This is a genomic window from Streptomyces sp. NPDC056503 (assembly GCF_042794995.1).
In the GTDB taxonomy this organism is placed as follows: Bacteria; Actinomycetota; Actinomycetes; order Streptomycetales; family Streptomycetaceae; genus Streptomyces.
Genome location: NZ_JBHTST010000111.1, coordinates 1 through 13,213, shown reverse-complemented (window position 1 = coordinate 13,213; position 13,213 = coordinate 1). Strand labels below are relative to the sequence as shown.

The window sequence follows — 13,213 nt, the reverse complement described above, 5'->3', positions numbered from 1 at the left end:
ACGGTGACGACGGCCACCCACGAGGACAGTCGTCCCCGCCCCTGCGGGGGTTCTCCGAGGACCATGCCGCCGCGCCGGACATGCTCGGTGTCGTCCCCGCACCTGCGGGGGTTCTCCGCTGTCGGCGTGGTGAGTTCGGTGGTGAGCCGGTGGTCGTCCCCGCGCCTGCGGGGGTCTTCCGACGGCGCAGTGGATCATGAACCCCCATAACTGGTCGTCCCCGCGCCTGCAGGGACTTCCGCTCATGGCCTCGGCCAGCTGCCCGTATGCCGGTCATCCTCGGCTCATGAGCAACTGAATGAAATCCGGCTCCAGGCTTCATAGAATCCCAGGTCAGCAAGTGTCGTCCCCGCACGCGCGGGGGTCTTCCCCCCCTCCACCACCTCAGCGCCCTCGCCCCGTTGTCGTCCCCGCACGCGCGGGGGTCTTCCGCGGTCCATGGGCCCCTGCTGGGTACACAAAGAGTCGTCCCCGCACGCGCGGGGGTCCTCCGAACCCGTTCGCCTTGACCCGCCGCGCAGCGCGGTCGTCCCACGTCCGCAGGGGGCCTTTGGAGGGCAGTTTGTTGTTATCGATCCTGCTTCTCGCAGCACAGCCTCAGAGGAGCCAACCACCCTTTAACGTTCAGGTATGCATACTCACGTGAGTACCTCGTACGTGGCTACTCGCCATTCGTCGGAGTGAAGTGCCTGTACCTGCCGGCCTTGACCACGGGAAGCTCGATGAGCACAGCCGCTGACTACAGCAACATCGATCCGGAACGGGCTTTGAAATACGCCGTTCAGCACATTCGGGGCGATAGAGCCCAGATTATCGAGGGGATCATCGAACCGGTGTCGCCTACCTGGGACCATGAAGCGGCGGCAGAGGCCATCCGTGATCAGATCCGTCCCCGCGCCCGGCAGCTGGGGTGCGTAACCGGGTCCGGCAACCTCGACCTACCCGGCTCCTCCAACTGGTACGTCCCCGACATCGCGGTCGTTCCCACAGCCCAGGCGAAGGGTGCCACCGCCCTCCTGCCTGAGGACACCCTGCTCATCGTTGAGGTGACATCAGAGTCCAATCGAGACACTGATCGCATCGTCAAACGCAAGCGATACGCCGAGTACAACGCACCGCTCTACCTCGTCGTCGACCGTCAGGAGCAGAGCATCACTCTGTTCTCTGAGCCCGGCCAGCTCGGCTACACCCGCGTCGACGGCCCCCACCCCTTCGGAACCACCATCAGGCTCCCCGAACCTTTCAGCCTCGACCTCGACACCAGCGAACTCAGCTGACTTGAGTGCCCTGCTACAAACAACTAGCGCAGCCCCATCGTCTCCGCAGGCACGTACCGGTTGTCCTCCCCGCACGCGCGGGGCCCCGCTCATAGCCCCCGGCTACCCGCATGCCAGTCATTCTCGGCTCACGATCACCTGAATGAAATCCGGCCTCAGGCTTCATAGAATCCCAGGTCAGCAAGTGTCGTCCCCGCACGCGCGGGGGTCTTCCGTTGCTCAGGATCGAGACCCCGGCGACGGCGAGGTCGTCCCCGCACGCGCGGGGGTCTTCCGTCCCAGGCATCGAGCGGCTTGGTGAACATGGGGTCGTCCCCGCACGCGCGGGGGTCTTCCCTTCATCGCATGGCCCCGTTGGACCCGCAGCCGGTCGTCCCCGCACGCGCGGGGGTCTTCCCTCCATGTCGTCGCCCGACTCGCCGTCGGCAATGTCGTCCCCGCACGCGCGGGGGTCTTCCGGAGACCGTGACGATCTGCGACGTCGGCGCGTTGTCGTCCCCGCACGAGCGGGGGTCTTCCGATCTCGAACCACCCGCCGTAGTACGACCCTTGGTCGTCCCCGCCTGCGCGGGGGTTCTCCCTCCGCCGGGGTCAACGCGCGGCCCAGGACTTCGTCGTCCCCGCCTGCGCGGGGGTTCTCCGAAGGCCGGAACGCAGTATGTGTCCAAGGAGCGGTCGTCCCCGCCCGCGCGGGGGTGGTTCGACGGTGCGGGCGGTCATGCAGCCGGGGCAGGCGTCGTCCCCGCCCGCGCGGGGGTCTTCCCAGGACCGCCGAGGAGACCCGATGGACCCCCTGGTCGTCCCCGCCCGCGCGGGGGTTGCCCCTTCATGTCAGAAGGCCAGCTGGGCCCCGGGGTGTCGTCCCCGCCCGCGCGGGGGTTGCCCGAGGTAGCCGTTCGTAGCGTCTTCGGCGTCTGCGTCGTCCCCGCCCGCGCGGGGGTCTTCTGACGCCGAGCAGGACACCGGCCCCGGTGTCCATGTCGTCCCCGCGCCTGTGGGGGTGTTCCGTACTGGACGGAGGGACGCCACGTCCTGATCGCGTCGTCCCCGCGCCTGCGGGGGTTGCCCGATGCAGCGCCTCCAGTCCGTCGTCTCCGACCAGTCGTCCCCGCTCGCGCGGGGGTCTTCCCGGGGGCTCTCGACCGGGGTAACCCGGCCCGGCGTCGTCCCCGCCCGCGCGGGGGTTGCCCGTACTGGGATGAGATCGTCGCGGCCACCACGGCGTCGTCCCCGCCCGCGTGGGGGTTGCCCGGGGTCGCCTTCGACGAGGCGGAGGGTGACGCGGTCGTCCCCGCCCGCGTGGGGGTTGCCCGGGCTACGAGAGGTCCATGACCGCCCGCCGGACGTCGTCCCCGCCCGCGCGGGGGTTGCCCGCGGTCGGGGTTGTTCCAGTGCCCGCCCTCCGCGTCGTCCCCGCCCGCGCGGGGGTTGCCCCGCGAAGTGGGGGGAGAAGAAGCCCACGTACGTGTCGTCCCCGCCCGCGTGGGGGTTGCCCGGCGGTCGCCGGCATCGCCCGCTCCCTCGTCCTGTCGTCCCCCGCCCGCGCGGGGGTTGCCCGAGCATGGTCAGGGAAGGGGCGGCCCAGACCGAGTCGTCCCCGCCCGCGCGGGGGTCTTCCGAAGCCCCACATCGACTTCCCCAGCCCGGACCAGTCGTCCCCGCCTGCGCGGGGGTCTTCCGTCGGCCCATGACGAGGGGGCGTTGACCGAGGCGTCGTCCCCGCCCGCGCGGGGGTCTTCCGCGGTCCGTATCCAGGACCACCCGGTGTACCGCGTCGTCCCCGCCCGCGCGGGGGTTGCCCGAACTTCAAGTCCAGCCCCGAACGCCCCTGGGCGTCGTCCCCGCCCGCGCGGGGGTTGCCCCTCCGAGGTGGGGCCGCCGTACAGCCGCCCGTCGTAGTCCCCGCCCGCGCGGGGGTTGCCCCCAGTCCACCAGGCCGTTCCACAGACCCTTCACGTCGTCCCCGCCCGCGCGGGGGTTCTCCGATCGCGCGCGAGGATGCCGGACCGGGCGACCTGTCGTCCCCGCTCCCGCGGGGGTCTTCCCTGCACGTACCTGGGGTCGAGGTTGCTGAGCGCGTCGTCCCCGCACGCGCGGGGGTCTTCCCTTCCATAGGTGGTGAGTACGTCGAGCCAGTCGGTCGTCCCCGCACGCGCGGGGGTCTTCCATGGGACGTGCTGAGCACCCGCATTCCCCTTCAGTCGTCCCCGCACGCGCGGGGGGCTTCCGTGCGTCGCCACGTCGGCGTAGCCCTTCCCAGCGTCGTCCCCGCCTCTGCAGGCATTCTCCGGTGCGCTGGTACCGCGCTGGGAGCTGGCCTCATCGTCCCTGCGCCCGCGGGGTCTTCCGCTTACGGCCCCAGCCGGCTGCCCGCGTGTGGTCGTCCTCGGCTCATGAGCAACTGAATGAAATTCGGCCTCAGGCTTCATAGAATCCCAGGTCAACAAGTGTCGTCCCCGCGCCTGCGGGGGTGTTCCGTGTGGGATTACAAGGCCGGGGAGCACGTGACCGTCGTCCCCGCGCCTGCGGGGGTGTTCCTGTCGGTCGGCCCCGGCGCGCCGGTGTACGCCTGTCGTCCCCGCGCCTGCGGGGGTGTTCCGTTCCCGACCGCGTGGTAGAAGTCGCCCTCCTTGTCGTCCCCGCGCCTGCGGGGGTGTTCCCTGGGGCGCCAGCGGCACCGTCCCCCGCAGCTGGTCGTCCCCGCGCCTGCGGGGGTGTTCCGGCGGAGCGGATCACCGGCTTCGTGACCTACTCGTCGTCCCCGCGCCTGCGGGGGTGTTCCGATCGGGCGGAGCTGCCAATCCCCAGGGGCCTGGTCGTCCCCGCGCCTGCGGGGGTGTTCCGATGACCGAGGCCGCCGCGCTCAAGGCCGTCGCGTCGTCCCCGCGCCTGCGGGGGTCTTCCCCGCAACAACCTGGTCGTGATCTGCGGGCCGCGGTCGTCCCCGCCCGCCCGGGGGTTGCCCTCACGTCTCCCCCGGCCAGGCGCTCTCCTCATTGTCGTCCTCGCATGCGCAGGGGTTTTCCGTGCTTGCCGGGCCGCCACTGGTGGCGGTGCGCGTCGTCCCCGCCCGTGCGGGGGTTCTCCGACGATCAAGTCGAAGTCCGCCGCGCCGCAGCAGTCGTCCCCGCCTGCGCGGGGGTCTTTCGACCATGCCGGGCCAGATGTTCACTGCGCGGTCGTCGTCCCCGTACGCGCGGGGTTCTCCAATCAGTCCGCTGGGAATCAGACGGCGGCGCTCCTCGTCCCCCTGCGCGGGGGTCCTCCGAGCCGAATGCTGCACCGGCTGGCCACCAAGTCGTCCCCCGCGTCTGCGGAGTGTTTCCCCTGGCGGCTCTACGGTCGCGGGCGGGTAGTCCCAGCGCCAGGGGTTTCTGACGAGCCAGCGTCAGGCATCGACCCTCGCGAGCTACTGAATGTAAAACGGTCTCAGGGCTCCTAGAATTGCAGGTCAGCAAGGGGTCGTCCCCGCACGCGCGGGGGTCTTCCGGCGATCCAGCCAACGGGGATCCGGGCTGCGTTGTCGTCCCCGCACGCGCGGGGGTCTTCCGCTCGCCGTCGAGCAGCTGGTGGCCGACCTGGTGTCGTCCCCGCACGCGCGGGGGTCTTCCTCGCGATCATGGACGACAGGTTCACCTCGCCCTGTCGTCCATGATCGCGCGGGGGTCTTCCGCTCGCCAAGATCTGCGGGAAGAAGGAGTTCTAGTCGTCCCCGCACGCGCGGGGGTCTTCCGGGGAAGGTGTTGTCCACCCAGAGCACGCCCGCGTCGTCCCCGCACCCGCGGGGGTCTTCCCAGGCCCGTGTCCGCCGCCCGGCCAGCCTCCGCGTCGGCCCCGCGTCCCCGGGGGCTTCCGCGCTTGATGCCGAGGCTGTCGTCGTCCTGACCGCCGTCCCCGCCCGCGCGAGGTTCTCTGGCTGGGGCCGCGATACGGTCCGCTTGCCTACGCCCTACCCTTGCCGCAACCGGCGGCAGGACCCGCACGACTCTGCACACGCGTGCCCGACACCTTTCCGGGCAGCCGCGACGATCAGGGTTCAGGACAGGTCCGCAGGATCACGGAGACGCGGAGCTTCGTTAGCCTGGTCCTGGGCGGTGCTGTGGGTGGCGTACAGTTGGGCCTTCCGACGCGGGGTGGAGCAGCTCGGTAGCTCGCTGGGCTCATAACCCAGAGGTCGCAGGTTCAAATCCTGTCCCCGCTACTGAAGTGAGATGAGGCCCGGATCCTGTGGATCCGGGCCTCACGCGTGCGCCCGCATTGCACGAGGCTGCCGCCCCATCTCCGGGGCGATGACCGGCTCCACGCGAGATGGCTGCACGGCCTGGCGATGTGCCTCGAGCGTGCGGCGGTAGCCGGCTGACGGGACGGGGCGCGGCACGGGCGGCGTGGGTGCGGTCGGAGACGAAGTCGGATCGACGGCCGCGATGGCGGGGCCGGTCTTTCCGGGTACGGGTGGCAGAACGTGCAGGGAGCGTACGCCCGCATTGGTTACCTGCTCGTTGGCCGCCGAGATCAGCTTCGGTGCTATCCAGCGCACCTTCGTGCCGTACGCCGGGGCATCGGGGGCGACGTCCAGGCGGCCGGTGTCCGCGTCGAACTTCACCGCCTTCACGTGCCCGGCGAGTTCGGGTGCGGCCGCGGCGAGGATGGTCTCCCACTGGGCCAGGACGCTGCCGCCGGCGGCCGGGGCGACCAGGCCGCGCTCGGTCATCATCATGCTGATCGCCGTGCCCAGCCCGAGCGGCTCGCGCCCGTCCCGCCGCAGAGTCATGCCGGTACGCCGCTTCGGCTTCGTGGGGCGGGCGCCGTTCTTCTTTGCCGCCTCCCCGGCAGCGAGCAGGGCCTGGCGGGCGAGGTCGACGCCGGACAGCTCCGGTACGGCGTTCACGCGATCACCTTCAGGGCCTCGCCGTCCAGTGGGCGGGCGGCGAGATCGGGCAGGCGCTGCGCCCATGGCGCGGGCCGGCCCGGTTCGGGGCGGGCCTGGGTGTGCAACTGCTCCAGCCGCACGGCGAGCAGGTGCTGGGCGGTGCGGGTCTGTGCCTTCGCGGCGGCCTCGGTCGCGGCGCGCTGGGCGTCGTCGCTGTCGGGCAGGGCCTGGTGCCAGGGCTTGTCGAGCTCAGTGGCGTACGCCTTGCGGGCCTCGGCCCGGGCGTCCTCGCTGCGGCCGAGCATCACCAGGGCCTCGTGCCGGTACTCCGCGGCCGCGCTTTCGGCGGTCAGCATGGCGTTGTGCGCGGCGGCTTCCTCGACGGCGTCCGGGCCGGCTGCCTCCAGGGCGGCCGGGTCGGCAATCTTTTTGAACTCCGCCCACTCAGCGGCGATGGCGGCCTCGATGGCCGTACGGACCTCAGCAGCAACGGCCGCGACGGCGACCGGGTCGGTCAGGTCGGCCGACCACGTGGCCGCGAGGAGACCGGCCTCGACGATCAGGGCCTCGACTTGCCGCCGGTGGTCGCACGCCTCGCACAGCCCGGCCGACCGCTCCCGGCCGCAGTCCTCGCACGCCACGGTCTGCCGGACCGCCGTCTCGGCAGCCGCCCGCTCCCGCTCGACCGGGGCCTGCGCCTCGGCCTCGGCACGGGCCGCCACACGCCGGGCCTCCCGCTCCCGAGCCTCGGCCTGACGGGCCACAAGGTCGGCGGCCTCGGTCTCGGCGTGACGGCGCATCCGGGCCTCGATCTCCCGGTACCGGGCGTCCTGATCCAAGCCGGGCAGCTCCTGGTCGACCTCGGCCGCGATCCGCACCCGCCACGCCCGCCGAAGGTGGACCACGTTGGCGCAGTTGTCGCAGTCGGCGCCGGTGTCGAGCCGAGCACCGTCGTCGCACCGCACGTCCGAGCACGACGGCCGGCGCACCAGCCCGCGGCGGGTGATCCAGCCGTACGGGCGGGCGATCAGGGCCTCGCCGCCGGTCTCCTCGAGCCGGGACGTCAGCCGGCCTGCCAGCACCGACGGGGCCTGCCGCGACCACTCCAGCACCTGGCACAGCTGGGCGAGCTCCGTTGTCGCGGCCTTCACGATGTGGTCCTGCTGCCAGCGGTTCAGCTTCGTCCACAGCCAGGACACCGGCGCCAGAGCCACCCGCAGATCAAGATCGGCCGGAAGCTCCGACCGCCCCTGCTGCTGCGTCTTTCGCCCACCCACGACCGTCAGCCGGTCACCTGCACCAGCGGCGACGCCGCCTGCCTGCTCCTGCTCGTCGGCCGGTGACTTGGTGGGCTTTTCACCGCGGAGCGGGCCGACCTCGACCACCGGGCTCCCGGATCCGGCAACGGCGCTCTCCCTGTCGACGGCCTGGTCCTCGCGCACGCACGCGCGTCCCGGCCGACGGCCGTCAGCTCCACGGCCTTCGCCGGAAAAGCGACCAGAGAGCGAGAGGTCAACGACGGGAGTAACCAGGTGAGGGTGGTCAGTGTGAAGGGCTGCCGCAACGTCGGGGTCTGCAACATCCGGCTCATCCGTCACAGGCCAGCCGCTGACCTGCGGTTCCGCCTCCGTCTCCAGGACCCCACTAGGCCCTGCCGTAACGTCGGGGTCTGAAAAATCGGGCTCCAGGTCCTCCGCGCGGTCCTCCTGGACGTCATCGGCGACCGTGCGGCCGTGCGCGGCGGCGACCGCCGGCACCATCAGCCGCGTCCGGTGCGCCATCCTCGACGCCGTCCGCAGCCGCACCCGCAGCACCAGCTCCCGGTCCTCCAGGCGCTCCAGCACCCGCTCCCCCGCCGACGCAGAGCAGTCCAGCAGCCGGGCCACCGTCGCCGCGGCCCGGCCACGCCGGGTGTCCACCGTCCCGCCGCACTGCCGCACCCGCCCGGACTCCCGCGCCTCCAGCACCAGCAGCAGCAGCGCCAGACGATCCGTCGCCGCGCCCCGACCGGTACGCGTACCGATCAGCCCGGCCGGAGTCACCGAACCGTCCCGGTGCTTCCAGCCCGGCGCCATCACGGCCTCGAACAGCCGCTGGAGCGTGGCCAGCTCCTTCTTCGCCAGATTCAGCGGGTGCCCGACGACGTCCTGCGCCGCCCACAGAGGCAGCACCTTGCACTCCAGGCCGATGTCCTCGCGGTACTCGCCCTTCTCGGTCTCCACCGACACCACACCTGAGCGGCGCAGCCCCGACACCACCGTGGACGCCGTGTACGACGCCGACATCCCCAGCCACCGGCCGAGCTCCGAGGTATGGATCTTCACCACACCGTTCTCCGACGGCGTTCGCGACGCCAGCACCAGCACCGCCAGACGCACCGCGTCCGACGCGCCCTCCAGACCCGCCGCATCCAGGAGAAAGCGCACCGTACCACCCAGACGCGCACGAGCGTCGCGACCGAGCGACAGCGGATGACCCGCAGCCCGCTCCAGGACCGGCCCGGCCTGCGCCGGCACAGACCGACGCCGACGCCGCGAGGCCCCGCCAGCGGACACCGTGCGGGAGCGCGGCAGCACGGCGGCGGACGCCGCCACGGCGCTCATCGAACACCCGCAACGGTCGAGAGGCGGAACGTAGCCGTGGGTACAGCGGCACAAGTGATCATCTCGGCAGCCTGGAACGGACGACCTGTGGACAGAGTCCACTCCGAGCGGATTGCTCCCCGCGCTCCCGCACGGCGGACAACAGCTTCAGATCGCGTCCCGCCACACGGGATGACCCCCTCGGGGGCGCCACTGACGAAGTCGTTGCGGACGCGGATGGACACCGACCGGGCAGACCCGGTCGGATTGTGGGTTCCTACAGGAAGACTCGCTTCTTGCCCAAAAGGCGCGAAGAGGCGGATCGCGCACGTCTGTTCCGTCACGCGAAACGCGCGAACCGCGTGAATCGCACCGAAACGGACGGCGCTCGACTTTTCAGGGGACACTAGATCGGGCACTATGGCGAGGACACCAGCTTCCATATGCGAGTCGGACCACCCCGTTCACACGGGACGGTCGGCGAGTGGATGAAGGTGCAGCCCCTTTCTTCGCGAAGCGGGGCAAACACCGAACGGCAGGGGGAGATTTCTCCTCTCGTCTCGGTGGGACTGCAGAGCCCCTGTGGTGGGGCCCTGCAGGACACGCACAGCGGGTGCTGCGCGGCTGTGGTGGCCGTGGTTAGTGGCCGGTGGTGCGATTGGTGAATCTGGCTCGATGAGCCGAAGCTCAGGACCGGGTGCAACCGGGACTGAGCGTTGACCTGGACAGTGAGTCTGGTCAGGACGAGGCCAGCGCGGCTGAGCGGGTGGTTAGTCCGCCGAAGCAGCGCGGCCATGGCGGTTACGTCACGCCGACCCCCTCAACAACAGAGGCGGAGTCGGCGTACCCGAAACCGGGACCGAGGTCAGTCCTCACGCGGGCCTCCCTGGGCAACGGTCGGGTGCTCCTTAGATGCCACCAGAACTTCTGGCGCCGATGATCGGCGAAGCGCTGCTGGAGGGCCATGGTGATACTGACGTACAGAAGGCACTCTTCCGCGTCGTACAGCCGGTACACCGCTGTACGCGCCTCGCGGATTCGCCTACGTGGATCGGCCTGCACGACTCCCTCCCTACCGTTTCCTGCGGGCGGTCTTGCCGCCGCCTCATCCCCTTCGCAGCGGTTATGGGGTTCGGAATCAGCTGGTCTTGCCTGTGTCTACTGCTCGGCGCCTGAGGCAGCGCGTTGGGCCTGGAGCACGTGTGCGTACGCGGTGCCTAGGTGGCCATACACCGTCGCGGAGTCTGCGGAAATCGCGGCGGCGGCCGCCGACTCCGCGGCCCTGTGCAGCTGCTGGGCGACAGCGGAGGGCATGGTCGGCGTGTTCGCGAACTCGCCCAGGCTCCGAGCGATCTCGGCGAGGGGAGCGTCCTCGAGCACGCCGGTCGGCCCGTCCGGGCCCGAGAGCGCGGGGATCCACCCGTTGGTCACGGTGAGGGAGCTGCGGATCTCGTCCACGAGTTCGGGGGCGGTGAGCCGCTTCTCAGCGTTCATGGGGGATCGGTCTCCAGGGACTCGCAGGAACTGGCGGGGTGGGCGCCCCGGCGTGGCTGGGGCGCCCTGGACGCTTCGTCAGGCGAGCGGAGCGGCGTAGCGCAGCTTCCAGCCCTTGCCCAGGACGTGCTGGGTCACCTCGACAACGCGTCCCTCGGCCGTGCCGAGGTGGTTGATGGTCAGAACGTCGGCGCCCTCGGGCAGGCCGAGACGCTCGGATTCCTCCGAAGTGGCGGGCCGGAGCTCGATGTCCTCGACGGCCGTGTTGCCCTGGTCGAAGCCGGCTTCCTTCATGCGGCTGATGATGCCGCCGACGCCGGTGTCCACCTGCTCGATGCCTGCGGCCTCGGCGACATCGACGGGGATGTACGTGGTGACGAGCTGGATGACGCGCTCACCGTCGAACATCTCTCGGGCCCGCACGACGACATCGCCGTCGACGCCTAGGAGCTGAGCGACATCCGCCGGCGCAGTGGTGCGGCTGACGGTGACCTCGGTGCGCGGGGTGCGGCCGGACCGGCGCAGTTCGGCGTCGAACGCACCGTGCGCACCGTTCTCTTCACGCTGGCCGGTGGTGTACCGAGTGCGCGCGTCCCGCAGGATCACGCCGCTGTCGTCGATTCGGTTGCTAGCCATGTGCTGGATGCTCCTTGCTGGTGTCTTGTCGGACGATTCGGTGTCTCTGTACTGGTCAGCCGGTTTCCGGCGTGTCTATGGCCCACTCGTAGGACAGGCGCCACTTGGCGCGAGGCAGTACGTGCAGGCAGATCTCCACGACCCGCCCTTCGGCCGTCAGCCCCATGTGAGTGATCTCCATGACGGCCTGCTCGGCGGCGATGCCGAGAGCTGCCGCCTCTTCCCGGGTGGGGGACCGTACTTCGATCTCCTCCCGGAGGCGGACCTGCGCGAATCCGGCCTCGGCCATGCGGGACTTGCTGCCGCCCGTACCGGTCTTGACGGCGGCGAGCGACGGACAGGCGTCGGTGACATCCGCAGGGAACCAGGACGTCGCCACCTGGACGACCTCCAGCGCTTCAGCGTTGCTGGGAAGAAACACGGACATGATTCGCTCGCGCTTCAAGGTCTTCGCCCGGTGATGCATCTCGAAGATGCCGGCGACCTTCTTAGGCGGTACGTCCTTGGCGATGGTGACGGCGTTCTTGAAGTCGAACCCCTTCGCGCGCATCTCAGCCTCGAACGCGCCGACAGCGCCGCCGGCCTCGCGGAAGCCGGGTTGGTATCGACTGGTTCGATCCGACACGATCTTGTCGATCACAAGCGAGACGTAGGTTCCCTTGCCCCGGCGAGAGAAGACCAGACCTTCGTCTTCGAGCAGACCGTAGATCTCGCGCGCAGTTTGATAGGCAATGTCGTGTTCCTGCTGGAGCTGAGGCACGCCAGGCAGGCGCGACCCAGGTGCGAGTGCGCCCCGCTCGATCTTCTCCCGGATCCCGGATGCGATCCGTTCGACCTTCCCGGGTTCCTTCTGCTTGGTGGCCACTGCTCCCCCTCTCGTGCGCATCGGGAGGGTAGCGGATCTCGCTACCCAGTGCGCACAGCATCGCATGTCTAGTTGTTTCTCGAAAGTCAGGACCCGCAGGCAACTCGATCTTCTTTAATCACGCCTAGAAAATACCAGGTCAGAGGGCGTGTAGGAAACAAGTTAGCTAGACAGGTTGACCGGGGAGCAATAGCGGGGTTCTAATCGAAGTGCCCAGCAAGCGGTGAGTAGCCGGATGCAGGGCGTAGCCAGCGGTGTGCCCATGAGCTTCGGAGCCCTGCTGGACGTACCACTGCACCACCGCAGTTTCTGCAGCTCGTCTCTTCGGAGTCGGGCAGGTGGCCGGAGGCGGTAGCCAAGACCAAACCCCCCGGCTGGCAGGACTGCTTGTACGACCTCAGCGCTGATGCGCTGTCTATCCGCCGGGACGCGGGCCGTTGGCTCGTGGGCCTGGTGGGTGGAGAGAGCATCCGCCCCCGCGAACCCCCCTCCCCTTCTCATGCCGAGGAGTCGCCATGCCCGAGCTCGCCATGCCCAAGGCCGCCAAGCGCCGAGGCCGCACCCGTACCTCCCGCGTCAGCCCCCTCGACGCGATCGTCCTCTCGACCCTGTCGCCCGGTCACATCGACATGCGGACCGTGGAGACCACGCAGGCCCGCCGCATCTCGCTGGTCTGCCCGGACTGCGGCACCTGGGTGGCCGTGACCCCCAATCGCGGCACCTACCTGCTCAAGCTCGTCCCGCACCACACCGGCCGGGTCGGCGTCGACGCCGCGATCCGCTGCAGCTCCAGCAACCGCCTCGTCGACGTTGACGTCAGCGCGGACACCTGGAGCCGCCAGTACGAGGAGTGGGCGCGCGAGGAGCGCCTCGCGGTCTACCTGACCCGTCACCGCCGCGCCACCGTCCAGACCCTCAAGGTCGCCCGGCCGCAGGAGCGCCCTGCCGACCGGCGAGCGCAGTGGGAGCGTGCGGTTCCCGCCGCCCGCCGGGCCGACGCCGCTCGCACGGTTCCCGCCGATGCGATCCCCACCACTCGTGGTCGGGCCGTCGACGGCCCCGCCGGCGCCCTGCCGGTCATGACCCGGCAGACCGCCGGGGACCGCCGCTCCGTCCGTGCCCTGGCCGCCGGCACCCTTTGTGTCCTGGCCGACGCCGCCCCGGTCCGCTCCGCGAGCGACGTTCTCGACGAGCACCTCGCCCGTGCCGCCTACACGCACCTGGCCACCATCTGGCGCCGCCCCCTGACCCCGGCCGACCAGTCCGATTACACGAAGCTGGTGGCCATGGTCCGGGCCGAGCTGCCCGCCCCGGCCCCGGGCGAGACCGCCGCTGCGTACACCGCCCGCTGCCGCAGGCCCGCCCTCGCGGCCTGACCCGCACCGTCACTCCCGGCCCCGGCCTCGGCCGGTCTCTGATACCCAGATGCCGCTGCCGGCGACTCTGAGCGGGGCGAGCGCGCGGGACGCCCGCACGGTCCTTCCGGCGG

The 13,213-nt window shown here is 70.5% G+C and carries 7 protein-coding genes, 1 tRNA gene and 3 CRISPR repeat arrays; of the genes, 3 read left to right on the top strand and 5 right to left on the bottom strand.

Annotated elements, in window-relative coordinates; all coding sequences use genetic code 11:
* Nucleotides 1-722: 722 nt before the first annotated feature.
* Both ACFQ8C_RS27430 and ACFQ8C_RS27425 read left to right on the top strand, forming a co-directional pair.
* Entirely contained in the window at nucleotides 723-1,277 is a 555-nt protein-coding gene (locus ACFQ8C_RS27430) for a Uma2 family endonuclease (RefSeq protein WP_383462285.1), read from the top strand.
* A 186-nt stretch (nucleotides 1,278-1,463) separates the two neighbouring features.
* A CRISPR array of direct repeats spans nucleotides 1,464-3,560; the repeat unit is 23 nt; unit sequence GTCGTCCCCGCCCGCGCGGGGGT.
* A gap of 166 nt (nucleotides 3,561-3,726) precedes the next feature.
* Nucleotides 3,727-4,546: a CRISPR direct-repeat array (repeat unit 28 nt; unit sequence GTCGTCCCCGCGCCTGCGGGGGTGTTCC).
* A 192-nt stretch (nucleotides 4,547-4,738) separates the two neighbouring features.
* Nucleotides 4,739-5,132: direct repeats of the CRISPR family, unit length 28 nt; unit sequence GTCGTCCCCGCACGCGCGGGGGTCTTCC.
* Nucleotides 5,133-5,404: 272 nt separating this feature from the next.
* Nucleotides 5,405-5,478 (top strand) — tRNA-Met (locus ACFQ8C_RS27425).
* A 39-nt stretch (nucleotides 5,479-5,517) separates the two neighbouring features.
* Here ACFQ8C_RS27425 and ACFQ8C_RS27420 read toward each other — a convergent pair.
* The 5 genes from ACFQ8C_RS27420 to ACFQ8C_RS27400 form a co-directional block, all read right to left on the bottom strand.
* Nucleotides 5,518-6,165: a DciA family protein gene (locus ACFQ8C_RS27420; protein ID WP_383462284.1), complete on the bottom strand. Its 648-nt coding sequence runs from the start codon at nucleotides 6,163-6,165 to the stop codon at nucleotides 5,518-5,520.
* Nucleotides 6,162-8,573 (bottom strand): hypothetical protein, encoded by a 2,412-nt coding sequence (locus tag ACFQ8C_RS27415; protein WP_383462282.1) that lies wholly within the window; start codon nucleotides 8,571-8,573, stop codon nucleotides 6,162-6,164. The genes ACFQ8C_RS27420 and ACFQ8C_RS27415 overlap by 4 nt, the downstream gene beginning before the upstream one ends.
* A gap of 1,314 nt (nucleotides 8,574-9,887) precedes the next feature.
* The gene (locus tag ACFQ8C_RS27410; RefSeq protein WP_383462280.1) at nucleotides 9,888-10,223 is read right to left on the bottom strand and encodes a hypothetical protein; all 336 of its coding nucleotides are present in this window, start codon (nucleotides 10,221-10,223) and stop codon (nucleotides 9,888-9,890) included.
* A 78-nt stretch (nucleotides 10,224-10,301) separates the two neighbouring features.
* Complete coding sequence (locus ACFQ8C_RS27405) at nucleotides 10,302-10,859, bottom strand: UTRA domain-containing protein (RefSeq protein ID WP_383462278.1); 558 nt, start codon at nucleotides 10,857-10,859, stop codon at nucleotides 10,302-10,304.
* Between the two features lie 55 nt (nucleotides 10,860-10,914).
* Entirely contained in the window at nucleotides 10,915-11,724 is an 810-nt protein-coding gene (locus tag ACFQ8C_RS27400) for a GntR family transcriptional regulator (protein WP_383462276.1), read from the bottom strand.
* Between the two features lie 515 nt (nucleotides 11,725-12,239).
* On the opposite strand from ACFQ8C_RS27400, the gene ACFQ8C_RS27395 reads away from it, so the two are divergent.
* Nucleotides 12,240-13,100: a hypothetical protein gene (locus ACFQ8C_RS27395; protein ID WP_383462275.1), complete on the top strand. Its 861-nt coding sequence runs from the start codon at nucleotides 12,240-12,242 to the stop codon at nucleotides 13,098-13,100.
* Nucleotides 13,101-13,213 lie beyond the last annotated feature (113 nt).

What these genes read in the sequence shown, in the direction of transcription:
- ACFQ8C_RS27430 (WP_383462285.1), top strand. Translation starts at nt 723, where the DNA reads ATGAGCACAGCCGCTGACTACAGCAACATCGATCCGGAACGGGCTTTG.
- ACFQ8C_RS27405 (WP_383462278.1), bottom strand. Translation starts at nt 10,859, where the DNA reads ATGGCTAGCAACCGAATCGACGACAGCGGCGTGATCCTGCGGGACGCG.
- ACFQ8C_RS27395 (WP_383462275.1), top strand. Translation starts at nt 12,240, where the DNA reads ATGCCCGAGCTCGCCATGCCCAAGGCCGCCAAGCGCCGAGGCCGCACC.
- ACFQ8C_RS27410 (WP_383462280.1), bottom strand. Translation starts at nt 10,223, where the DNA reads ATGAACGCTGAGAAGCGGCTCACCGCCCCCGAACTCGTGGACGAGATC.